The organism is Streptomyces sp. NBC_01294 (assembly GCF_035917235.1).
Taxonomy (GTDB): domain Bacteria; phylum Actinomycetota; class Actinomycetes; order Streptomycetales; family Streptomycetaceae; genus Streptomyces; species Streptomyces caledonius.
In genome coordinates this window covers 6,844,750-6,865,226 of record NZ_CP108423.1, presented here as the reverse complement: position 1 = coordinate 6,865,226, position 20,477 = coordinate 6,844,750, and the positions used below count along the sequence as shown (strand labels likewise).

Genomic DNA, 20,477 nt, shown 5'->3' with positions numbered 1-20,477 from the left:
CCGGCACTGCCACACTGGAAGCGGAGGCGCCATGGTCTCGATGCGGAACGGGTGGACCCGTCGGTGGCGTGTGCCCGCCGCGGTCGCCGTCGGCGCGCTGCCCGCCCTCGCCTTCCCCGCCCCCGCGCTCTGGTGGTTCGCCTACGTCGCCCTCGTGCCCTGGATGCTGCTCCTGAGGTCGGCCCCCACCGGGCGCCTGGCGGCCCTGGAGGGCTGGCTCGGCGGCGCCGGGTTCATCCTGGCCGTCCACCACTGGCTGCTGCCCAGCCTGCACGTGTTCCTGATCCCGGTCGCCGGGCTGCTGGGGCTGCTCTGGATCCCCTGGGCCCTCCTGGTGCGCGAGTTGCTCGGCGGACGCCCGTCGGCGCGCCGGGCGGCCTGCGCCCTGGTCCTCGTACCGGCAGGGTGGCTGCTGTCGGAGGTGGCCCGGTCCTGGCAGGGGCTGGGCGGGCCGTGGGGGCTGCTGGGGGCGAGCCAGTGGCAGGTGCCGCCGGCGCTGCGGCTGGCCTCGGTGGGCGGGGTGTGGCTGGTCAGCCTGCTGGTGGTGGCGGTGAACTGCGCCCTGGTGCTCCTGATCGCGGTGCCGCGGGCGCGGATCCCCGCGCTGGCGGGGCTCATGGGGTGCGCGGTGCTGACGGGGGCGGTGTGGGTGTGGGCGGCGCGCCCCGAGCCGTCGGGCGGGCTGCGCGTGGCCGTCGTACAGCCGGGCCCGGTGGCGGACGGCCCGGACAGTGCGGAGCGGCGGTTCGCCGCAGGTGAGCGGCTGACCCGGCCGCTGACCGGCCGGCCGGTCGACCTCGTGGTGTGGGGCGAGAGCAGTGTCGGCGAGGACCTGACGGCCCGCCCGGACCTGGCCCGGCGACTGGCCTCGCTGTCGGCGGAGGTGGGGGCTCCGCTGCTGGTGAACGTGGACGCGCGGCGGGCCGGCCACCCCGGGATCTACAAGAGCGCGGTGCTCGTCGGCCCCGGGGGGCTCACCGGCGACCGGTACGACAAGATGCGGCTCGTCCCCTTCGGCGAGTACGTGCCGGCCCGGTCGCTGCTCGGCTGGGCGACCTCCGTCGGCCGGGCGGCCGGCGAGGACCGCATGCGCGGCGCCGCCCCGGTGGTCATGGACCTGCCCGGGCGGCCGGACGGGCGCACCGGTGTGCGGATCGGCCCCCTGGTCTGCTTCGAGTCGGCCTTCCCCGACATGAGCCGGCGCCTGACCCTCGACGGGGCCTCCCTGCTCGTCGCGCAGTCGGCGACCTCGACCTTCCAGGAGAGCTGGGCGCCGGCCCAGCACGCCTCGCTGGCCGCCTTGCGCGCGGCCGAGAGCGGCCGCCCGATGGTGCACGCCACCCTCACGGGCGTCAGCGTCGTGCACGGTCCGTCCGGCGAGCGGGTCGGCGCCGCCCTGCCCACCTCGGCGAGCACGGCGGCGGTGTACGAGGTCCCCCTCGCCCGTGGCTCGACCCTCTACGTCCGCTTCGGCGACTGGCCGGTGGCCGCGGCCCTCGCCGCCCTGGCGGCGTACTGCGCGGTGGCGGGCGCCCGTTCGCTCAGGAGGCCTGCTCCAGAGCCGAGTTCACCACCCGCTCGCACAGCTCGTGGGTGAGCAGCGCGTCCCGGGCGCTGAGCGTCCTGCCCGCCGCGACGGCCTCCAGGAAGTGGTCCACGATCTGCTCGATGCCGCGCTGGCGGGCGACCGGGACCCAGTCGCCGCGGCGGCGCACGGTCGGCTGCCCCTTGTGGTCGATGACCTCCGCGAGGTTGACGACCTGCCGCTTGGTGTCGCGGCCGGACACCTCCAGGATCTCCTCGCCGGAGCCGGACAGCCGGTTCATGATGCCCAGCGCGGTGAAGTCGGAGCCGGACAGCTGGAGCACCACCTGGTGCATCAGCCCGTCGCGCACCACGGCCCGGACGTCGACGTGGTCGGCCTCGCCGGGCAGCAGGAAGCGCAGGGTGTCGACGACGTGGATGAAGTCGTCCAGCACCAGGGTGCGCGGGTCCTCGGGCAGTCCGATCCGGTTCTTCTGCATGACGATCAGATCGCGCGCGTGGTCGGCGCACTGCGCGTAGCCGGGCGCGTGGCGGCGGTTGAAGCCCACGACGAGCGAGACCCCGCGCTGCTCGGCCAGTTCCACCAGCCGCAGCGAGTCCGCGAACTCGTAGGCGAGCGGCTTGTCCACGTACGTCGGCACGCCGGCCTCCAGCAGCCGCGTGACGATCTGGGGGTGGGCCGTGGTCGCGGCGTGCACGAAGGCCGCGTCGAGCCCCTCGGCGAGCAGCGCGTCGAGGTCGGTGTGCCGGCGCGCGGCCGGGACGTGGTGGATCTCGCCGACCCGCTCCAGCGTGGATGGGTTTCGGGTCTGCAGGTGCAGCTCGAGGCCCGGGCGGGTGGTGAGGACGGGCAGGTACGCCTTCTGCGCGATGTCGCCGAGTCCGATGCAGCCGACCTTCACCGGGAACCTCCAGGTTCGTTCCTTGCGGGATTCCCGCAGCTTAATCCCTGGTGGCGGGGGCCCCGTTCGCCGAGGATGATCCACATGACCACCAGTTCCGGATCACATCGCAACGAGCCCGCCACCACCGCCGACGAGCGGGACATGCTGGACGGCTGGCTCGACTACCACCGCGCCACCCTCGCCTGGAAATGCGAGGGCCTCCGGGACGACCAGTTGCGGCGCGCCCCGCTCGCACCCTCCGAGCTCAGCCTCCTGGGCCTCGTACGGCACATGGCGGAGGTGGAGCGGTACTGGTTCCGGGAGATCATCCTGGGCGAGGAGCTTCCCGAGTTGTACTGCACGGGCGAAGACCCGGACGGCGACTTCCACTTCGACGACGAGGCCACCTGGGCCGCGACCGAGCAGGTGTGGCAGACCGAGGTCGAACTGGCCCGCCAGGCCGCCGCGGGCCGCTCGCTGGACCTGCGCTCGCAGGCCGAGAGCCACCACCGCGGCGAGGTGTTCAGCCTGCGCTGGGTCTACACCCACATGATCGAGGAGTACGCGCGCCACAACGGCCACGCGGACCTGCTGCGCGAGCAGATAGACGGCGCCACCGGCGATTAGCGGGTGTCCCCGTCACCCGTGCGGGGTGAATATCGGCCGCGGGTTTTCGCAACGGGGTCCTCGCACAGCAGAGTTGCGCGGGTGCATCCAACCCGAACCACGACAACGCTGCTGCTCGGAGTCGCCTGTGCCGTCTCGGCTGTCTCCGGCTGTGTGAATGTGAGCCCCGGACCCGTGCGGCCGACGGCGGCCCCCGCCACCGGCGGGCCACCCCGCCACGACCCGCGCGGCGGGCCCGCGGCCGCCCCCGTGGCCGTCCGGGCCCCCGCCCTGGAGGCGCTGGACGCGGTGGAGGCGGCCCCGGAGCGGCCCGCGCAGGAACCTGCCCCCGCCCCCGCCCGGCGGTCCGGCCAGCGCCCCGCCGAGGGCGGCTCCGACGGGCCCGCGCGGGACGCTCCGCCGGTCCCGGACATCCCGGAGCCCCGGCGGGCCTCGGAGCGCGGCTCCGGGCGTCCGGGCGGCCACCCGGAGCGTGCTCGGCCCGACGCCGAGGTGGAGCGTGAGCTGCTGCGGAAGCTGCCGGTGCGGCCGGCCGACGTGTGCGCGCTGGGCCGCAGCCACGGCCGCTGGCACCCCGACAGCCCGGAGGCCCGGATCTGCTCGGGCGTCCACGGGGGCTGACCACCGACCGCGCGGGGCGCCCTCAAGCCGCCCGCGCCGCCCGCGCGGGCTACGACCGGCCACAACCGGCCACGGCGGCCTACGGGGACTGTTCGGGGAACGGCCGGGGCCCGGCGCCCGGTTCCGCGGCCAGGCGCCGTTCGAGCCGCGCGATGGCCGCCCGTACGCCGTTCCCGTACCCGTCGTCGGGCAGCGCACCGGTGGCCGCGCGGGCCCGCGCCAGGTGGACCCGGGCCGCCTCCGGCCGCTGCAGCTTCACATAGTCGGCGGCGAGGCTCAGGTGCAGGGACGGGTAGAACACGCGCATCGCCAGGTGCGGCTCCTGCTGTGCGGGCCGCCCGTCCCGCGGCCCGGACTCCGGCCCGGGCCCTGCTTCGGACTCCGGCCCGGGCCCGTCGCGCAGGGCCTCGGCGGCGCCCAGGGCCCTCAGGTCCCAGGCCAGCTCGTCGCCCGGGTCGTCCTGGGCGTCGGCCATGTAGTGGGCGAGGGTGCACCGGTGGAGGGAGTGCCCCTCCTCGCCGATCTCCGACCAGATCTCGCCCAGCCGGTTGCGGGCCTCCTCCCGGTCCCCGGCGTGCAGCAGGATGACCGCCTGGCCGATCCTGGTCATGACGGCGTCCTCCGACGCCTCCTGCTGCTCCGTCACGGCGGCCTCCGGCTTGCTCTGCTGCCAGACCTGCTCCGGTCTGATCATCAAGAAGCTAGCCGGAGGTACCGGCAATGACGCCGAGGCGCGGTGGGCGGTCAGCCGAGGTCCGGGATCCGCCAGTCGATCGGCTCATGCCCCTGGGCGGCGATGGCCTCGTTGATCTGCGTGAAGGGGCGGGAGCCGAAGAACTTCTTGGCCGACAGCGGGGAGGGGTGGGCGCCCTTGACGACCACGTGCCGCTCCTCGTCGATCAGCGGGATCTTCTTCTGGGCGTAGGCGCCCCACAGGACGAAGACGGCCGGGTCGGGGCGCTCGGAGACCGCGCGGATCACGGCGTCGGTGAACTTCTCCCAGCCCTTGCCCTTGTGCGAATTGGGCTCGGCCTCACGGACGGTGAGCACCGCGTTGAGGAGCAGGACGCCCTGCTGCGCCCACGGCATCAGGTACCCGTTGTCCGGGACCGGCAGGCCGAGCTCCTCCTTCATCTCCTTGTAGATGTTGCGCAGGGAGGGCGGGGTCTTGACCCCGGGCTGCACGGAGAAGCACAGGCCGTGCCCCTGGCCGGCGCCGTGGTACGGGTCCTGGCCGAGGACGAGCACCTTCACCTGGTCGAAGGGCGTGGCCTCCAGGGCCGCGAACACCTGCTCGTGGGGCGGGTAGACCGGCCCGTTCGCCCGCTCCTTCTCGACGAACTCGGTGAGTTCCTGGAAGTAGGGCTGGTCCAGCTCTCCGCCGAGGACGGGGAGCCAGGACTCGGGCAGCATCTGGGTCACGGTGACAACCTCCGGTACAAGTTCGTGCAACTGCTCCTGAACCTACCGGGGGCCACTGACAATGCGTCGGCCGCCCGGGGCGGCCGACGCACCTGCACCGCGATTACCAGCTGGTCTTGCGGTACAGCTCCCACATCTGCATGGCGGTCTGCGGGTCCAGCGCCCGCTCGGCGCCCGCGATGTCCTCGCGCGCGGCGACGTACAGCTTGCCCTGCCACAGGGGCAGCAGACGGACGTCCTCGGCGAAGATCTGCTGCGCCTTCTCGAACTGCGCGACACCGGCCGAGCGCTCGCCTTCGCGGCGGGACTTGGGCAGCAGGTCGGTCAGGATCTCGGTGGGCTCGTAGGCGGTGCCGACCGCGTTCTCCTTGCCGACGAACGGCGCGATGAAGTTGTCCGGGTCCGGGAAGTCGGGGAACCACCCGCGGCCGAAGACCGGGTACTCGCCGCTCTTGTAGCCCTCCTGGAAGGTCTTCCAGGGCTGGCTGCGCAGGGTGATGTTGAACAGCTTGCTCTCGTCGAGCTGCCGCTTGATCTCGGTGAACTCGTCGGCGGTGGAGGAGCCGTACCGGTCGGTCGTGTACCAGAAGGTCAGGTCGACCTGCTGGGTGATCCCGGCGTCCTTGAGGATCTTCTTGGCCTTGCCCACGTCCGCGGCGCCGTACTTGTCGTAGAACGGCGTCTTGTGGCCGACCACGCCCTTGGGAACCATCGAATACAGCGGCTCCGCGGTGCCCTGGTAGACCTTGGAGACGAGGGTCCCCCGGTCGATGACCTGGGCGATGGCCTGGCGGACGGCGAGCTTGTTGACCGCCGGGTCCTTGGGGTTGAAGACCAGGTAGCGGATCTCGGCGCCGACGTTCTCGACGACCTGGACGCCCTCCGACTGCGCGTCGGGGGTCTGCAGCTCGGTGATCTGCGGGGCCGACAGGCCACGGTAGGTGGCGTCGATGTCCTTGGCCTTCAGGGCTGCGACCATCTTCGCGGAATCCGCGAAGTAGCGGATGGTCACCGCGCCGTTACGGCGGTTGGCGAAGCCCGTGTAGCTCCCGTTGCGGCTGAGGACGGCCTCGCTGCCCTCCTTGTACGAGTCGAGCACGTACGGGCCGGAGCCGGTGACCTTGCCGTCCCCGCGCACCTTGTCGGCGGGGTACTCCTTGGGCGCGACCAGCGAGGCGGCGGGCGAGCCGAGGACGTACGGGAAGGTGGCGTCCGAGTTCTTCAGGTGGAAGACCACCGTCAGCGGGTCCGGGGTCTCGATCTTCTCCAGGCTGCCGAAGAGGTCCTTCGGGCCGACCTTGGAGTTGATGGTCATGATCCGGTCGAGGGAGTGCTTGACCGCCTTGGAGTCGAGCGCCTCCCCGTTGGAGAACTTCAGGCCCTTGCGCAGGGTGCACCGGTACGCCTGGCTCGCCGAGTCCGTGAACTCGCAGTTCTGAGCGGCGTCCGGCTGGGGCTTGGTGGAGCCCGTCGGGAAGGCCAGCAGCGTCTGGTAGACGTTCCGGTACAGCTCCCAGGAGCCGTCCCACGCCGCGGCGGGATCGAGGGTGCTCGGTGCGCTCGTGGTACCGACGACGATCCTTTTGGTCTCGTCGCCGTCGTCCTCCGACAGCAGGCCGCATCCGGCGAGCAGGGATATGGACGCAAGGGCCGCAGTGATCTGCAGGCATCTGGTCCGGTTGAACACGTGCACGCTCCTCGATCAGCCAGGGGTGCGGCAGACCCTACCGCAGTGCCCCACGAATCCAATGGGGAGGTTTCGTGGGGCACTTGACCGGTTCCGTGCCTATTCGATACGCATTTACCTCCCTTCCGGAGGCAAATCCGTCCGATTATCGGTCAGTGCACCCCGGCATTGAGGAACATCCCTCCATCGACGACCAGAGTCTGACCCGTGATCCATTCCGCTTGTGCAGATGTAAGGAACGCCGCGGCCCCTCCGATGTCCTCCGGGAGCCCGAGCCGGCCGAGCGGGTAGGCGGCCGCGGCCTCCTGCTCCCGGCCCTCGTAGAGCGCCTGCGCGAACTTCGTCTTGACCACCGCGGGGGCGATCGCGTTGACCCGGACCCCGGGCGCCATCTCGTGCGCGAGCTGGAGCGTGAGGTTGACCATGGCGGCCTTGCTCATCCCGTACGCGCCGATGAAGGGCGAGGCGGAGACGCCGGCGATGGAGGCGATGTTCACGATCGCACCGCCGTTGTCCTTCTGCCAGGCGTGCCAGGTCCGCTGGGCGAAGCCGAGCGCCGAGATCACGTTGGTCTCGAAGACCTTGCGCGCGACCCCGAGGTCCAGGTCCGCGATCGGGCCGAAGACCGGGTTGGTGCCCGCGTTGTTCACCAGGAAGTCGACGCGGCCGAAGGCCTCCATCGTGCGTTCGACCGCGACGGCCTGGTGGGCCTCGTCGTGGGCCTTGCCGGCGACCCCGATCACCCGGTCCGCCCCGAGCCGCTCGACGGCCTCCTTGAGGGCGTCCTCGTTGCGCCCGGTGATGCAGAGCCGGTCGCCGCGGGCGACCAGCGCCTCGGCGATGCCGTAGCCGATGCCCCGGCTCGCCCCGGTGATCAGTGCGACCTTGCCGCTGTCGATACCGTCGTACGTCATGTCGTGCGCCCTGCCTCTCGGATGCGTTTCAGTTGAGCGGGCCGCCGGCCACGTACATGACCTGGCCGGAGACGAAGCCGGCGGCCTCGCCCGTGAAGAACGCGATGGCGTTGGCGATGTCGTCCGGACGGCCGACGCGCTGGACGGGGATCTGAGTGGCGGCCGCCGCCTGGAAGTCCTCGAAGCCCATGCCGACCCGGGCGGCCGTCTGGGCGGTCATCTCGGTCACGATGAAGCCGGGGGCGACGGCGTTGGCGGTGACGCCGAACTTGCCGAGCTCGATGGCCAGGGTCTTGGTGAAGCCCTGCAGGCCGGCCTTGGCGGCGGAGTAGTTGACCTGGCCGCGGTTGCCGAGCGCCGAGCTGCTGGAAAGGTTCACGATGCGGCCGAACTTGGCCTCCACCATGTACTTCTGACAGGCCTTGGACATCAGGAAGGCACCGCGCAGGTGCACGTTCATGACCGTGTCCCAGTCGGTCTCGCTCATCTTGAACAGCAGGTTGTCGCGCAGCACACCCGCGTTGTTGACCAGGATGGTCGGAGCGCCGAGCTCGCTCGCGACGCGCGCGACGGCCGCCTCCACCTGCGCGCCGTCGGAGACGTCGCAGCCGACCGCCAGGGCCTTGCCGCAGGCCGCGGTGATGGCCTCCACGGTGTCCTTGCAGGCGGCCTCGTCGAGGTCGAGTACGGCGACGGCCCGGCCCTCGGCGGCCAGGCGTACGGCGGTGGCCGCGCCGATGCCCCGGGCCGCCCCGGTCACGATCGCGACGCGCTGCTCGGTGGTGGACATGCTGGATCTCCTCGCCCTTGAGAGGCGGTCACCCAAAGGTGAGCAACCGCTTAGTAGCTTCAGCTGAGGAGACGCTAGGAGCCACGGCACCCGGTGTCAACGCCAACCGACCGGGCCCCGCTCACAACTACCCACGCCCCGCCGATCCAGCCCCGCCGACGTTTGAGACGCGGGGCACATCCAGCCCCGCCGGCGTTTGAGGCTCGGGGGCACATCCAGCCCCGCCGGCGTTTGAGGCGCGGGGGCCCGGGGGCGGAGCCCCCGCAACGGCGCCGCACCCGGCCGGCCGCCGGAGGTCAGCGCACCAGCAGGCTCAGCAGCCGCTCCACCTCCGCCGCCGGATCGGCCGTCAGGCCGGTGTGCACCGGCCCCGGCTGCACCACCGTGCTGCGCGGGGCGATCAGCCAGCGGAACCGCCGCCCCGCGTCGTCGCCCGCCGCCTGCCCCGCCTCGGTACCGCCGCTGCACACACCCTCGACCCCGCGCAGGGCTGCCCGTACGCCGGCCACATCCGCCCCGGGGTCCAGGGCGAGGAGCTTCGCCTCGTCGAGGTGGGTGCGCGCGGCGACGTAGGAATGCGCCCGGCAGTAGACGATCACGCCGGCGTTGAAACACTCGCCGCGTTCCATCCGGGGCACCACACGCACCAGCGCGTACTCGAACACGTCCCGCTTGATCACTCGCTGTCGCTCTTCTTCCGGTGGGGCTGGGGGGCGAGGCGCTCTGCGAGCCAGCCGGGCGGCCCGGACCGCGGCCTCACCTCGGCGGTCGTCGAGATCCTCTCGTGGATCGTGGCCGCGCGCGGCAACAGCGCCTCGACGTAGGCGCGGCGCAGCGCATCGGTGGAGTCAAAGCCCGGCTCGTCGACCAGCCACTCGTCGGGGACGTCGGCGGCGACCTCGGTGAGCAGTTCCTCGGTGACCAGCGGCGCGAGCGCGGCGGCAGCGGTCCCGATGTCCGGTCCCACGGGAGCGAGCACGTGGTCGGAGGCGTTGTACGGCTTGTCGGACGCGGCAGGGGCCGTGGGCCAGTTGTGGTGCCAGATCATGGTGGCGCCGTGGTCGATGAGCCACAGGTCGCCGTGCCAGACCAGCATGTTCGGGTTGCGCCAGGACCGGTCGACGTTGTTGATGAGGGCGTCGAACCAGACCACGCGCCCCGCCTCGACCGGGTCCACCTGGTACGCGAGCGGGTCGAAGCCGATCGAGCCGGGCAGGTAGTCCATGCCGAGGTTGAGCCCGCCGCTGGCCTTGAGCAGCTCCTGGACCTCCTGGTCGGGCTCGCCGAGCCCGATGACGGGGTCGAGCTGCATCTGCACCAGCCGCGGGACCCTCAGCCCCAGCCGCTGGGCCAGGCGGCCGCAGATGACCTCGGCGACCAGGGTCTTGCGGCCCTGGCCGGCGCCGGTGAATTTCATGACGTAGGTACCGAGGTCGTCGGCCTCGACGATTCCCGGGAGCGAGCCGCCCTCACGCAGGGGCGTGACGTAACGAGTCGCGATCACTTCTGTGAGCATTTTCCCAGGCTAACGGGCGGACCGGCTTCGCGATCAAAGGTTTTCCCGGAACCCCCGTCCCTCCTCGGACCCGGCGCGCCGGACGGGTCCCCGCCGCGCGACGGCGGGGACACCGGTCCGGTCAGGACCTACTTGCCCCTGGCCTTCTTCATCTGGTCGGAGGTCTTCGCCACCGTCTCCTCGGCCTTGCCGCTCATCCGCTCGGCGCTGCCCTCCGCCTGCATCTGCTTGTCGTCCATGGCGCTGCCGGCGGTCTCCTTGATCTTGCCCTTGACCTGCTTGGCCTTACCCTTTGCCTTGCTCATGACGAGCTCCTTTCGTTCCTGGACTTTCCTGGACTTCCTTGGACTTTCTGGATTTACCTGGACTTCCCGTGACTTTCCGGGAGGGGTCGTGCCCATCCTGCTGCCCTGACCGGCAGCCCGCACTTCGTGCCGGCCCGCCCTGCGGTCAGGGCCGGCGGCCCGCGAATTCCTTGACGAACGTCCCGCAGAAGGCGTCGAGGTCGCCCGGTTTCCGGCTGGTGACCAGCGTCGCGGGCGCCGCGTCACAGACCCGTACGGACTCGTCCACCCAGGTACCGCCCGCGTTGCGGATGTCGGTGGCCAGGCTCGGCCAGGAGGTCAGCGTGCGGCCTCGGACCACGTCCGCCTCCACCAGGAGCCACGGGGCGTGGCAGATCGCCGCGACGGGCTTGCCCGCGTCGAAGAAGCTGCGGGCGAAGCCGACGGCCCGCTCGTTCATGCGCAGCGCGTCGGGGTTGGCGACCCCTCCGGGCAGCACGAGCGCGTCGAAGGCGTCCGACGTGTCACCGGCGAGGACGTGGTCGACGGGGAAGGTGCCCGCCTTGTCGAGATGGTGGTACGCGCGGACCCGGCCGGGTGCCGTCGAGACCAGCTGGGGGTTCCATCCGGCCTGTTCGACGGCCTTCCAGGGCTCGGTGAGTTCGATCTCCTCCACGCCCTCGGGCGCGGTCAGAAAGGCGATGCGCACCGGGTACACCTCCTTCGGTGGGGCTTCGGCACCACGGGCCGCCCGCTCGGGCGCGGCTCGCGCACACCCTCTGCGCCTGCCCCGTCGCACGCGCCTCAAGCAGAGCCGGCCCGGGTCCGCGCGCGTACCCGCGCCTATTCTGGAGAGACGCCTGAGGAACGGGTGACAGAGAGGCATGCGCCATGGCTGAGAAGGGCATCTGGGACTACCACCAGGACGCGGGATACCGGCTGGGGATCGACCTGATCGGCTACAAGGTCGAAGCCACCGACGGCAGCATCGGGAAGATCGACAAACACTCCGAGGACATGGACACCGCCCACCTCGTCGTCGACACCGGCCACTGGATCTTCGGCAGGCACGTGCTGCTCCCGGCGGGCACCATCTCGCGCATCGACACGGCCGAGGAGAAGGTGTACGTCAACCGGACCAAGGAGCAGATCAAGAACGCCCCCGAGTACGACGAGGCCAAGTACGTCGGCGAGTCCGGCTACATGGAGCAGCTCGGGCGCTACTACAACCAGCCCCACATGTAGGGCCGGCACGGCGGAGAGGACGAATGACCGCGGGGGGCTCCCGGACACGGCAGAGGACGACCCATGGACACCAACCCGTTGACGCGGTTCATCAAGGCCCTGGCCCCGGATCGGCAGGCAGAGGTCGAAGCGCTGCCCCGCCCGCAGCAGGAGGCCATGGCGGAGGACTGGGAGCGGCGTCTGCGCGACGACGTATCGCTCCTCACCCTGAGTGAGCTCGACCCCCACAGGGCGGAGACCCAGGCGGCGCAGGACGTCGTCGGCTCGGCCGGCGAACGCCTCGCGGGCTGAGCCGCTGCCCTTCCGCGGCGTCCCGTCGACGCCGAAGCCTCCCGGGCCACGCGAGCCGGTCAGGGCTAAGGGGGCCGTCAGGCCGCGGGAGTCCACTGCTTGAGCAGGTCCTCGGCGGTGGTGATGGCCGCCACCAGTGCCAGGGAGTTGCGGATCACCTCCGCGGTGCAGGAGGCGGGCACGCCCGCGATCGCGTCGGCCGGAACCACGACCTGGTAGCCGAGGTTCACGGCGTCGAAGACGGTGTTCGGGATCGCGATGTTCGAGGAGACCCCGGTGACGACGAGGGTGCGGATGCCGAGGTTGCGCAGCAGCGCGTCCAGATCGGTGCCGGCCATCGGGGAGAGCCCGTGCAGGCGGCGCACCACCATGTCCCGTTCGGCCACGACGATGGGGGCTGCCACCTCCACCGCCCGGCTCCCGGTCAACTGACGTACAGGCAGCCTCCCGGCGGCCCGGAACAGCCGTGCGTTGCTGTTCGCCCCGAGCCCGTCCGGCCGCCGCTCGGCGACCGCGTGCAGCACCTGTACGCCGGCCCCGCGCGCGGCGTCGACCAGCGCGGCCACCCGCCCCAGCATCCCCGAGTCCCTGGCCTCCTTGGCGAGTTCGGGCAGCGCGCTCTCCTCGCCCACGACACCGTTCTGGCATTCGACGGTGAGCAGCGCGGTGGTGGCGGGATCGAGATCCGGCATGGCTCCCCCTGGCGTGGCGACGGAAGAGCCCTCATGATTCCTGACACACAGTCAGATGTGAAGGGGCGCGGGACGCATGGACGAGACTCAGCGGCGGGGCCGCCGCATCATGATGAGCGACGCGGAAGTGGACGCCTTCCTGCGCGAGCAGAAGACCTGCCGGGTGGCGACGGTCTCCCCCGACGGGCGCCCCCACGTGGGCGCCCTGTGGTTCGCGTGGGATGGCGGCTCGCTGTGGCTGTACTCGATCACGCGCAGCCGGCGCTGGTCCGACCTGCGCAAGGACCCGCGGATCTCGGTGGTCGTGGACGCGGGCGAGGCGTACGACGAACTGCGCGGGGTGGAACTGTCCGGCAGCGCCGTCTTCGTGGGCGAGGCCCCGCGCACCGGCAAGCCGTGCCCCGAACTCGCCGAGCCCGAGCGGATCTTCCCCGTCAAGAACTTCGGCATCGAGGAGATGCCGCACGACGGGCGGCACGCCTGGATCCGCCTCACCCCGGAGTCGGTCGTCTCCTGGGACTTCCGCAAGATCTAACGGTGCCGGGCGCTGCCGGGCGTCCCACCGATCGGCAGGACACCCCGGAGCGCCCCAGAGCGGCCCCACAGCACCCCCAGGGCGCGTCCCTGCGGGTCACTGCAGTCCGGCGGCCACCTTCTGCAAGGCGTCGACCGCAGCCCGGATGGAGGGCCGCCGGTCGGCGTCCGCGCGCCAGACGGCGTACACGTGGCGGCGTACGGTGTCGCAGACCGGCAGCAGCCGCACCCCCGGCGGCACCGGGCCGCGGCCCAGCTTCGGCGCCACGCACACGCCGAGTCCGGCCTCCACGAAGGCCAGCTGGGTGTGGTGCTCCTCGGCGATGTGGGCGATGCGCGGCTCGATGCCCGTGCCGCGCAGGGTGTAGACCAGCCACTCGTGGCAGAACTGCCCCTCGTTCCAGGAGATCCAGTCGTCGTCGGCGAATTCGGCCAGGGAGATCTCGCTCCGGTCGGCCAGCCGGTGACCGGCCGGGACCGCGATGTCGACGGAGTCGTCCAGCAGATGGGCCCGGGTGAGCTCGGAGGGCACCGGCATCCGCTTGTTGTGCCAGTCGATCGCCAGCGCCAGGTCGAGGTCCCCGCGCACGACGGCGGTCATGCTTTCCTCGGGCTCCTGCTCGCGCACCAGGGCCCGCAGCTCGGGATGTCCGGTGCGCAGCACGGACAGGACCTGGGGCAGCAGCCCGCGCATGGCGGTCGGGAAGGCGCCGATCCGCAACTCGCCGACGGCGCACCCCCGCTGGGCCTCGACGTCGGCCTGGGCCAGCTCCACCTGGGAGATGATCCGGGCCGCGTGATCGGCGAGCAGCCGCCCGGCGTCGGTGAGCCGGACCCCGCGCCCGCTCTTGGCCAGCAGCGGCTGGCCGACCTCCCGCTCCAGCTTGGCCATCTGCTGGGAGACGGCGGATGTGGTGACATGGAGCCCGTCGGCCGCGCCGCTGACCGAACCGTGGCGGGCGAGGGCGTCGAGGGTACGCAGGCGCTCCAAGTTCAACATGTAAGCAATGCTACGTCGTCACTCAGAGAAAGTCTCGCTTGTCCTACGAAGTTGACACGAGCACAGTAGGGGTCATGAGCGCACCCACAGCCCCCGGCCCGGCCGTTTCGGCCGCCTCGTCGACCGCAGCCGCCTCGACGACGGCCACCACCCGACGGGGCGGTCTGCGCGACTGGCGCGTCCGGTTCGCCGTCCTCTCGGTCGTCTGGGGCTTCAGCTTCCTGCTGATCAAGGTCGGCACGGAGGCGTACGCGCCGTTCCAGGTGGCCCTGGGCCGGGTCCTGTTCGGCGCGCTCGCCCTGGTCGCCGTGCTGCTGGTCCGCCGCGAGCCGCTCCCCCGCGGGCTGCGCACCTGGGGCCACCTGAGCGTGGCGGCGCTCCTGCTCAACACCGCCCCCTTCTCGCTCTTCGCGTACGCGGAGCTGAGCATCCCCTCCAGCCTGGCCGGCATCTGCAACGCCACCTCTCCCCTGTGGGGCATGGCGCTGTCCATGGTCGCCCTGTCCGAGGACCGCCCGACGCGCCGCCGCTTCGCCGGCCTGGGCCTGGGGTTCCTGGGCGTGCTGACCGTCCTCGGCGCCTGGCACGGCTTCTCCGGCGTCGACGCCAAGGGCACCGCGTACGCCCTGCTGGCCGCGCTCTGCTACCCCATCGGCTGGATCTACGTCCGCCGCACGCTGGCCGGCACCCCCGGCTCCCCGGTGGCCCTGACCGGCGGCCAGCTCATGGTCTCCACGCTCCAGCTCGCCCTGGTGAGCGCCCTGTTCACGTCGGCGCCCACGTCGTTCCCGCTCTGGCCGACCCTGTCGGTGATCGCGCTGGGCGCCCTCGGCACGGGCATGGCCCTGCAGATGCAGTACGGCCTGGTGACGGAGGTCGGCCCGACGACCGCCCAGATGGTCACCTACTTCATCCCGGTCATCGCCACCACGGCGGGCGTCCTGGTCCTGGGCGAGCAGCTCCACTGGAACACCCCGGTCGGTGCGGCGATCATCCTGGCCGGCGCGGCCCTCACCCAGACCCGCCCCACGCCCCGAAAGACCGCCTGACCAGTGCTAACCTCCGGACGATCACACTCTTTCCGGAGGCTGCACCATGGGTATGGGCGTCTTGCTGCTGGCGTTCGGCCTGATCTGTGCGACCGGGGCCGGCTGGGTCGCACTCGACGTGCGCGCATCGGCCACGCGCCTGGAGCACTGGGCCGCGACCAACGCGGACCTGCGCATGCAGGCCCGGGGCTCCCTGGGCCCGGCGCCGATGCACATGTCGCGCGCGGTGTTCCGCGTCTTCGGCACGGTGATCTCTCTGGGCGGGTGCGTCCTCACCCTGGCCGGCCTGGCGGAAGTAGCCTGACCGCCCCTCCCCGGGCCTTCGGGGCGCGGACCCGCCCAGCCGGCCACACCGGGCGGAGCCCCGGGCGCGTGCGGGATCGCCCGGACGGTGCCTCTGCCCCCGCCGGCCGCGCCTGCGCGAACCGCTCGACCCGGCGTCAGTCGTACCGGACGCCCGCCACACCCGAGCGGACCGCCGCGGCCACCGCGTCCGCCAGCGCCGGCACCTCCTCGACCGTCAGCTGCGACACCGTCAGCCGTACTCCCGGTCCCGCCTCGACCCGGAAGATGGCCCCGGCGGACACCGCCCATCCCGCGGCCAGCAGCCTCGCGACCACCACCGTCTCGTCGGCCACCGGCACCCAGACGTTCAGCCCGCTCCGCCCGTACGCCCGCACCCCCCGCTCCCGCAGCGCCCCGACCAGCCCGTCCCGCCGTTCCGCGTAGGAGCGGGCCACCGCCGCCGGGTCCACCGCGCCCGAGGTCCACAGGTCCACCACCGCGTACTGCAGCAGCCGGCTGACCCACCCCGGCCCCAGCCGCTGCCGCCCCCGTACCCGGTCCAGCGTCACCGCGTCCCCCGTGAGCACGGCGAGCCGCAGGTCCGGCCCGTACGCCTTCGCCGTCGAGCGGATCAGCGCCCAGTGCCCGGTCACCCCGCCCAGCGAGTGCAACGGCAGGTCGACGATCCCGTGACCGTGGTCGTCCTCGATCACCAGCACGTGGGGATGGTCCGCCAGCAGCTCCCGCAGCTCCCCCGCCCGCTCCGCGCTCACCGCGGCCCCCGTCGGGTTCTGCGCCCGCGAGGTCACCAGCAGCGCCCGCGCCCCGGCGGCCAGCGCCCGGGCCACCGCGTCGGCCCGCGGCCCGTCCTCGTCCACCGCCACCGGCAGCACCCGCAGGCCGAGCGCCGGGACCAGGTCCAGCACCCCGCCCCACCCCGGGTCCTCGACCGCCACCGCGTCCCCCGGCCGCAGGTGGGCGACCAGGACGCGTTCCATCCCGTCCAGCGCACCCGAGGTCACCGCCACCGGCCCGGGCGCCACCCCGTCCGCGTCGAGGCCGGCCCGGGCGAGGCGGGCGAGATCCGGAACGACCGGGTCCTCCCCGTAGAGGGTCGGGCTCTGCGCGTACCGCCGGGCGGCCGCCGCCAGCGCCCCGTCCAGGGCCGGGAGCAGCGCCACGTCCGGATTGCCCTGCGCGAGGTCCCGCACGCCCGCCGGCACCGCCATCCGCAACGCGTCCCGCGGCGTGCTGGAGGGGCGGGCCCGCACCCGGCTGCCGCGCCGCCCGTCGGTCTCGATGACCCCGCGCTCGCGCAGCGTCCGGTACGCGGCGGCCACGGTGTTGGGGTTGACCCCCAGGTGGCCGGCCAGCTCCCGCATCGGCGGCAGCAGCGATCCCGGCGGAAGCGCGCCCGACGCCACGCCCGCCTCGACGCTCGCCGCAATATCCGCTGTACGCCGCCCAGTGATCCGATACTCTCCTAGCACAAAGACAAGTATGCACTAGTGCAATGGAGAACGCGCCATGACCGCCACGCCTGTCACGAAGACGACCGGGCCGGCCGATGCGCCGGGGCCGACCGAATCGGCCGGCGCGTACGAGCCCACCGCCCTCACCGTCCCCAGCCGCTCCCGGGACCGGGCGCGCTACGACCGCGAGACGGTGCACTCGATACTCGACCAGGCCTACATCTGCCACCTCGGCTTCGTCCGCGACGGCGCGCCCGTGGTGCTGCCGACGCTGTACGCCCGGGTCGGCGAAGCGCTCTACATGCACGGCTCCACCGGCTCCCGCCCGCTGCTGGCGGCCGGCCAGGCCGATCCGGGTCTGGCCGTCTGCGTGACCGTGACCCACCTCGACGGCCTGGTGCTGGCCCGCTCCGCCTTCCACCACTCGCTCAACTACCGCTCGGTGGTCGTGCACGGCACCGCCCGCCAGGTCACCGACGAGGCGGAATGCCGGATGGCCCTGGACGCGATGGTCGACGCCGTCGTCCCGGGCCGCTCCCGCGACGTGCGGCCCGCCAACACCAGGGAGCTCGCCGCGACGGCGGTGATCCGCGTGGACCTGGACGAGGTGTCGGCGAAGCTCCGCACCGGCGGACCGAACGACGACGCCGAGGACCTGAACCTGCCCTACTGGTCGGGCGTGGTTCCGGTCGCGCCGGCCTACGGGACCCCCGTGCCCGCCGCGGACCTGGCCCCCGGCATCGCCGTCCCGGACTACGTCAGCGCACTCTGAGCGCTCTCAGGACTCTGCGTGCTCCGAGTGCTCCGAGTGCTCCGAGTGCTCCGAGGACGTTGCGGCACGGCGGTGGGACCAGCCGCCGGACGCCGGGCTTCCGCGGCGATCAGGGCTCCCACCGCCGTCAGCAGCAGTACGGTGCCCAGCACCACGGCGAAGGTCAGCCGCTCCCCGAGGAGCGCGACGGCGATGACCGCCGCGCTCACCGGCTCGATCAGCATGATCACCGACACGGTCGCGGCCCGTACGGCCGCGGCCCCGGTGAAGTAGAGCGCGTACGCCAGCGCCGTCGGCACGGTGGCCACGTACACCAGCAGCCAGAGCACCCGCCCGAGGTCGGCGGTGTGCGGCAGCAGCCCCTCCACCGCGGCGAGCGGCAGCAGGCACACCGTGCCCACGGCGACCGACCAGGCGGTGGTCACCAGCGGGTCCCCGCCCGCACCGCGCTGCCCGAGCCACCGGGCCCGCAGGGTCATCCCCGCGTACCCGCCGGCCGACAGCAGCGCCCAGCCGACGCCGAGCGGCCGCACCTCACCGCCCCCGCTGCCCAGCACCAGGACGGCCAGCCCGGCCAGCGCCCCGACGACGGCGACCAGGCCGCCGCGGCCGAGCCGCTCGCCCATCCAGCGGCGCGCCCCCAGCGCGATGAGCACGGGCCCGGCGCCGAGGGTGACCACGGTGCCGACCGCGAGGCCGGTCTCCTGCACGGCGGCGAAGTAGGCGGCCTGGAAGAGCGTGAACAGCAGGCCCGTCCCGATCAGCGAGCCCGCCGAGGGCCGCACCCGCCCCGTGCCGGGCCGGGGCCTGCGTACGGCGAGCACCCCCAGCAGCACCACGAGCCCGCCCGCGCACCGCCAGAACGACAGGGAGAGCGGGCCGAGGTCACTGGCCAGGAAGAGGAGCGAGGCGGCCGCCCCGGCGGTGCCCCAGGCGGCTCCGGCGACGACGAGGTACATCAGACTGCGCCCGGCAGCGGGCGAATGGTTCGACACGAGAAGTCTCCGCGCATGCGTGAAGGATGAAAGAAGCAGGTCATCGCTTCGCGGGCAGCGCGCACCCGCCCGGGGACTCCCCGGGCCGGGTGGTCTTCGTGAGGGGCGCCGCCCGCGCTAGGCGGCGGGAGGCGGAAGCACGGTCGACGGCATGATCGCCACCCTAGGCGGTGGTGGTCTCGCGGTCCAGCGCGGCCTGGTCGGCCGGGGCCGCGGCCGGTGAAACGGCGGCCGGGGGACCCGCGGCCGGCGGGCCGGCGGCCGCCCGGGAGGACTGGGCGATGAAGGCACCGCCCAGCACCAGACCGCCGCCGACGATCTGCCAGGTCGAGAGGTGCTCGCCGAGCAGGATCCAGGCCAGCACGGTGGCGACGACCGCCTCGAGGAAGGCCACGACGCCCGCGACCTGGGGCGACAGCCGGCGCACCGAGACCACCCCGGTCAGATAGGCGAAGACGGTCGCGACGAGCACCACCCAGGCGAGCAGCACCGGCGCGGGCATCATCGTGCCGCCCATGGAGGCCTGCCCGCCCAGCACTTGCCAGTCGATCTCCCACGGCCGGGCGATCACCGTCATCACCAGGGTGCCGACGAGCATGCCGTACGCGATCACCCCGAGCGGGTCGGGTGCGTCTTCGCCGTCGGAGCCCTGGTCCGCGAAGACGAAGTAGAAGGCCTGGCAGCAGGCGGCGGCGAGGCCGAAGAGCACGCCGAGCAGGTCCAGGCTCAGCCCGGCCCAGATCTCGACCACGCAGGCCAGGCCCACGACGGCCACAGCCGCGCCCGCGGCGGCGCCGCGCGTCACGGGCTTGCGCTGCACGAAGCGGATGTAGCCGAGCAGCAGCGCCGGGCCCAGGTACTCCAGCAGCAGGGCCACGCCGACCGGGATCCGGGACAGGGAGGCGAAGTAGAAGGCCTGCACGCCCGCGACCGCGACCAGCCCGAAGCCCGCGAGCAGCGCGGGCCTGCGCAGGACGAGGTCACGGTGGCGCCAGGCAAGCGGGGACAGCACGAGCGCTGCCCCGGCCACCCTGAGCCACACCATGTGGAGGGGGTCCAGACCCGCCTCGATCAGCGGCTTCGCCGCCACTCCGGAACCACCGAACGCGAACGCCGAGACGAGGGCGAGGCCCAGTCCGGCATTTCTCCCTGACGCTTGCATCCGGCCATCATGTCAGGACGGGTCAGGAGCGTCACGGGCGTGACACCTGTTGAGATGCACCCGACACCACGCCCTGTCCGAGTCCACAGTTTCTGACAGGTCGTCAGCATTGAATGTTCCGCCCACCGGGGCTACCTTCCGCCGCACGTACCCGACGAGAAGGGGTGGTCGCATGGCTGAAGTCACCGCGGAATCACGCATCGAGGCGTCCGCCGCGCAGCTCTGGTCCCAGCTGACGGACTGGGACGCGTACGGGCAGTGGAGCATGACCCACACCAATTTCCCGAAGGGCGGCCCGGAGACCCTGGCGGTCGGATCCACCTTCGCCGAGAACATGAAGATGATGGGCTTCCCGGCCGAGGTCGTCTGGACCGTCTCGGAGCTGGAGGACGAGCGCCTCTTCGCCATCACCGGCAAGGGCCCGATGGGCGTGGCCGTCCTCACCCGGTACACCCTGACCCCGGACGGCGGGGCCACCACGGTCCGCATCGACGGCGAGTTCACCGGGGCCGCCGTCTCCCTGATGGCGGGCAAGCTCAAGGACTCGGCGACCGCCGCCCTGAACGAGTCGCTGCGCAAGCTGGCCGGCCTGGTCGCCTGACCCCGCCGGCCGCGACGCACGCACACCCCCGGACACGCGGACACCCGCACACCCGGACCACCCCCTTACCCGCACGCGACGGCGCGCCC

The 20,477-nt window shown here is 72.5% G+C and carries 25 protein-coding genes; 10 read left to right on the top strand and 15 right to left on the bottom strand.

Annotation, left to right across the window (positions count from 1 at the left end):
• Positions 1-31 precede the first annotated feature (31 nt).
• On the top strand, positions 32-1,597 hold the full coding sequence (gene lnt, locus OG534_RS31080; protein WP_326592470.1) for an apolipoprotein N-acyltransferase: 1,566 nt from the start codon (positions 32-34) through the stop codon (positions 1,595-1,597).
• Here lnt and OG534_RS31075 read toward each other — a convergent pair.
• Positions 1,542-2,447, bottom strand: a complete 906-nt coding sequence (locus tag OG534_RS31075) for a Gfo/Idh/MocA family protein (protein WP_326592469.1) — start codon at positions 2,445-2,447, stop codon at positions 1,542-1,544. The two genes, lnt and OG534_RS31075, sit on opposite strands and share 56 nt — an antisense overlap.
• An 84-nt stretch (positions 2,448-2,531) precedes the next feature.
• Here OG534_RS31075 and OG534_RS31070 point away from each other — a divergent pair, with 84 nt between their 5' ends.
• Positions 2,532-3,056: a DinB family protein gene (locus OG534_RS31070; protein ID WP_326592468.1), complete on the top strand. Its 525-nt coding sequence runs from the start codon at positions 2,532-2,534 to the stop codon at positions 3,054-3,056.
• A 159-nt stretch (positions 3,057-3,215) separates the two neighbouring features.
• Positions 3,216-3,677 (top strand): hypothetical protein, encoded by a 462-nt coding sequence (locus OG534_RS31065; RefSeq protein ID WP_326592467.1) that lies wholly within the window; start codon positions 3,216-3,218, stop codon positions 3,675-3,677.
• 79 nt (positions 3,678-3,756) lie between these two features.
• Here the strand turns inward: OG534_RS31065 and OG534_RS31060 are convergent, their stop codons facing one another.
• The 9 genes from OG534_RS31060 to OG534_RS31020 form a co-directional block, all read right to left on the bottom strand.
• Positions 3,757-4,371, bottom strand: coding sequence for a hypothetical protein (locus OG534_RS31060; protein WP_326592465.1), 615 nt, complete (start codon positions 4,369-4,371; stop codon positions 3,757-3,759).
• 50 nt (positions 4,372-4,421) lie between these two features.
• A complete protein-coding gene (locus tag OG534_RS31055) occupies positions 4,422-5,090 on the bottom strand; it encodes a uracil-DNA glycosylase (protein WP_326593956.1) in 669 nt (222 codons plus the stop codon).
• 112 nt (positions 5,091-5,202) lie between these two features.
• Complete coding sequence (locus OG534_RS31050; protein ID WP_326592463.1) at positions 5,203-6,786, bottom strand: ABC transporter substrate-binding protein; 1,584 nt, start codon at positions 6,784-6,786, stop codon at positions 5,203-5,205.
• Between the two features lie 152 nt (positions 6,787-6,938).
• Positions 6,939-7,700: an SDR family oxidoreductase gene (locus OG534_RS31045; protein WP_326592461.1), complete on the bottom strand. Its 762-nt coding sequence runs from the start codon at positions 7,698-7,700 to the stop codon at positions 6,939-6,941.
• A 28-nt stretch (positions 7,701-7,728) separates the two neighbouring features.
• Entirely contained in the window at positions 7,729-8,490 is a 762-nt protein-coding gene (fabG, locus tag OG534_RS31040) for a 3-oxoacyl-ACP reductase FabG (RefSeq protein WP_326592460.1), read from the bottom strand.
• Between the two features lie 296 nt (positions 8,491-8,786).
• A complete protein-coding gene (locus OG534_RS31035; protein ID WP_326592459.1) occupies positions 8,787-9,170 on the bottom strand; it encodes a DUF3037 domain-containing protein in 384 nt (127 codons plus the stop codon).
• Positions 9,167-10,006, bottom strand: coding sequence for a HipA family kinase (locus tag OG534_RS31030; protein WP_326592458.1), 840 nt, complete (start codon positions 10,004-10,006; stop codon positions 9,167-9,169). The genes OG534_RS31035 and OG534_RS31030 overlap by 4 nt, the downstream gene beginning before the upstream one ends.
• A gap of 128 nt (positions 10,007-10,134) precedes the next feature.
• Positions 10,135-10,311: a CsbD family protein gene (locus OG534_RS31025; RefSeq protein ID WP_326592457.1), complete on the bottom strand. Its 177-nt coding sequence runs from the start codon at positions 10,309-10,311 to the stop codon at positions 10,135-10,137.
• Between the two features lie 145 nt (positions 10,312-10,456).
• Entirely contained in the window at positions 10,457-10,999 is a 543-nt protein-coding gene (locus tag OG534_RS31020) for a type 1 glutamine amidotransferase domain-containing protein (RefSeq protein WP_326592455.1), read from the bottom strand.
• Positions 11,000-11,181: 182 nt separating this feature from the next.
• Between OG534_RS31020 and OG534_RS31015 the strand changes: the two genes are divergently transcribed.
• Positions 11,182-11,535, top strand: coding sequence for a PRC-barrel domain-containing protein (locus OG534_RS31015; RefSeq protein ID WP_326592453.1), 354 nt, complete (start codon positions 11,182-11,184; stop codon positions 11,533-11,535).
• Between the two features lie 63 nt (positions 11,536-11,598).
• Positions 11,599-11,826, top strand: a complete 228-nt coding sequence (locus OG534_RS31010) for a hypothetical protein (RefSeq protein ID WP_326592451.1) — start codon at positions 11,599-11,601, stop codon at positions 11,824-11,826.
• 77 nt (positions 11,827-11,903) lie between these two features.
• On the opposite strand, the gene OG534_RS31005 is transcribed toward OG534_RS31010, so the two are convergent.
• Complete coding sequence (locus OG534_RS31005; RefSeq protein WP_326592449.1) at positions 11,904-12,518, bottom strand: cysteine hydrolase; 615 nt, start codon at positions 12,516-12,518, stop codon at positions 11,904-11,906.
• A gap of 76 nt (positions 12,519-12,594) precedes the next feature.
• On the opposite strand from OG534_RS31005, the gene OG534_RS31000 reads away from it, so the two are divergent.
• A complete protein-coding gene (locus OG534_RS31000; RefSeq protein ID WP_326592447.1) occupies positions 12,595-13,053 on the top strand; it encodes a pyridoxamine 5'-phosphate oxidase family protein in 459 nt (152 codons plus the stop codon).
• A gap of 96 nt (positions 13,054-13,149) precedes the next feature.
• Here the strand turns inward: OG534_RS31000 and OG534_RS30995 are convergent, their stop codons facing one another.
• The gene (locus tag OG534_RS30995) at positions 13,150-14,052 is read right to left on the bottom strand and encodes a LysR family transcriptional regulator (RefSeq protein ID WP_326592446.1); all 903 of its coding nucleotides are present in this window, start codon (positions 14,050-14,052) and stop codon (positions 13,150-13,152) included.
• A gap of 74 nt (positions 14,053-14,126) precedes the next feature.
• On the opposite strand from OG534_RS30995, the gene OG534_RS30990 reads away from it, so the two are divergent.
• Together OG534_RS30990 and OG534_RS30985 are read left to right on the top strand one after the other, a co-directional pair.
• Positions 14,127-15,101 carry a DMT family transporter gene (locus OG534_RS30990; RefSeq protein ID WP_326592445.1) on the top strand — a complete coding sequence of 325 codons (975 nt, stop codon included), beginning with the start codon at positions 14,127-14,129 and terminating at the stop codon, positions 15,099-15,101.
• Positions 15,102-15,153: 52 nt separating this feature from the next.
• The gene (locus OG534_RS30985) at positions 15,154-15,405 is read left to right on the top strand and encodes a hypothetical protein (RefSeq protein WP_326592444.1); all 252 of its coding nucleotides are present in this window, start codon (positions 15,154-15,156) and stop codon (positions 15,403-15,405) included.
• A gap of 136 nt (positions 15,406-15,541) precedes the next feature.
• On the opposite strand, the gene OG534_RS30980 is transcribed toward OG534_RS30985, so the two are convergent.
• Positions 15,542-16,876 (bottom strand): aminotransferase class I/II-fold pyridoxal phosphate-dependent enzyme, encoded by a 1,335-nt coding sequence (locus tag OG534_RS30980; protein WP_326592443.1) that lies wholly within the window; start codon positions 16,874-16,876, stop codon positions 15,542-15,544.
• Positions 16,877-16,913: 37 nt separating this feature from the next.
• Here OG534_RS30980 and OG534_RS30975 point away from each other — a divergent pair, with 37 nt between their 5' ends.
• Positions 16,914-17,630 carry a pyridoxamine 5'-phosphate oxidase family protein gene (locus OG534_RS30975; RefSeq protein WP_326592442.1) on the top strand — a complete coding sequence of 239 codons (717 nt, stop codon included), beginning with the start codon at positions 16,914-16,916 and terminating at the stop codon, positions 17,628-17,630.
• Here OG534_RS30975 and OG534_RS30970 read toward each other — a convergent pair.
• Together OG534_RS30970 and OG534_RS30965 are read right to left on the bottom strand one after the other, a co-directional pair.
• Positions 17,612-18,589: a DMT family transporter gene (locus tag OG534_RS30970; protein WP_326593954.1), complete on the bottom strand. Its 978-nt coding sequence runs from the start codon at positions 18,587-18,589 to the stop codon at positions 17,612-17,614. The two genes, OG534_RS30975 and OG534_RS30970, sit on opposite strands and share 19 nt — an antisense overlap.
• A 199-nt stretch (positions 18,590-18,788) precedes the next feature.
• Entirely contained in the window at positions 18,789-19,787 is a 999-nt protein-coding gene (locus tag OG534_RS30965; RefSeq protein WP_326592441.1) for an EamA family transporter, read from the bottom strand.
• A 172-nt stretch (positions 19,788-19,959) separates the two neighbouring features.
• On the opposite strand from OG534_RS30965, the gene OG534_RS30960 reads away from it, so the two are divergent.
• Positions 19,960-20,388 carry a type II toxin-antitoxin system Rv0910 family toxin gene (locus OG534_RS30960; protein WP_326592440.1) on the top strand — a complete coding sequence of 143 codons (429 nt, stop codon included), beginning with the start codon at positions 19,960-19,962 and terminating at the stop codon, positions 20,386-20,388.
• Positions 20,389-20,477 lie beyond the last annotated feature (89 nt).

Excerpts from the sequence above, each read along its gene's own strand:
- OG534_RS31005 (WP_326592449.1), bottom strand. The coding sequence starts at position 12,518 with ATGCCGGATCTCGATCCCGCCACCACCGCGCTGCTCACCGTCGAATGC.
- OG534_RS31055 (WP_326593956.1), bottom strand. The coding sequence starts at position 5,090 with ATGCTGCCCGAGTCCTGGCTCCCCGTCCTCGGCGGAGAGCTGGACCAG.
- OG534_RS31025 (WP_326592457.1), bottom strand. The coding sequence starts at position 10,311 with ATGAGCAAGGCAAAGGGTAAGGCCAAGCAGGTCAAGGGCAAGATCAAG.
- OG534_RS30975 (WP_326592442.1), top strand. The coding sequence starts at position 16,914 with ATGACCGCCACGCCTGTCACGAAGACGACCGGGCCGGCCGATGCGCCG.
- OG534_RS31030 (WP_326592458.1), bottom strand. The coding sequence starts at position 10,006 with ATGCTCACAGAAGTGATCGCGACTCGTTACGTCACGCCCCTGCGTGAG.
- OG534_RS30960 (WP_326592440.1), top strand. The coding sequence starts at position 19,960 with ATGGCTGAAGTCACCGCGGAATCACGCATCGAGGCGTCCGCCGCGCAG.
- OG534_RS31000 (WP_326592447.1), top strand. The coding sequence starts at position 12,595 with ATGGACGAGACTCAGCGGCGGGGCCGCCGCATCATGATGAGCGACGCG.
- OG534_RS30990 (WP_326592445.1), top strand. The coding sequence starts at position 14,127 with ATGAGCGCACCCACAGCCCCCGGCCCGGCCGTTTCGGCCGCCTCGTCG.
- OG534_RS31070 (WP_326592468.1), top strand. The coding sequence starts at position 2,532 with ATGACCACCAGTTCCGGATCACATCGCAACGAGCCCGCCACCACCGCC.
- OG534_RS31010 (WP_326592451.1), top strand. The coding sequence starts at position 11,599 with ATGGACACCAACCCGTTGACGCGGTTCATCAAGGCCCTGGCCCCGGAT.
- OG534_RS31060 (WP_326592465.1), bottom strand. The coding sequence starts at position 4,371 with ATGATCAGACCGGAGCAGGTCTGGCAGCAGAGCAAGCCGGAGGCCGCC.
- OG534_RS30985 (WP_326592444.1), top strand. The coding sequence starts at position 15,154 with ATGGGCGTCTTGCTGCTGGCGTTCGGCCTGATCTGTGCGACCGGGGCC.
- fabG (WP_326592460.1), bottom strand. The coding sequence starts at position 8,490 with ATGTCCACCACCGAGCAGCGCGTCGCGATCGTGACCGGGGCGGCCCGG.
- OG534_RS31045 (WP_326592461.1), bottom strand. The coding sequence starts at position 7,700 with ATGACGTACGACGGTATCGACAGCGGCAAGGTCGCACTGATCACCGGG.
- OG534_RS30970 (WP_326593954.1), bottom strand. The coding sequence starts at position 18,589 with ATGTACCTCGTCGTCGCCGGAGCCGCCTGGGGCACCGCCGGGGCGGCC.
- OG534_RS31015 (WP_326592453.1), top strand. The coding sequence starts at position 11,182 with ATGGCTGAGAAGGGCATCTGGGACTACCACCAGGACGCGGGATACCGG.
- OG534_RS30995 (WP_326592446.1), bottom strand. The coding sequence starts at position 14,052 with ATGTTGAACTTGGAGCGCCTGCGTACCCTCGACGCCCTCGCCCGCCAC.
- lnt (WP_326592470.1), top strand. The coding sequence starts at position 32 with ATGGTCTCGATGCGGAACGGGTGGACCCGTCGGTGGCGTGTGCCCGCC.
- OG534_RS30965 (WP_326592441.1), bottom strand. The coding sequence starts at position 19,787 with ATGCAAGCGTCAGGGAGAAATGCCGGACTGGGCCTCGCCCTCGTCTCG.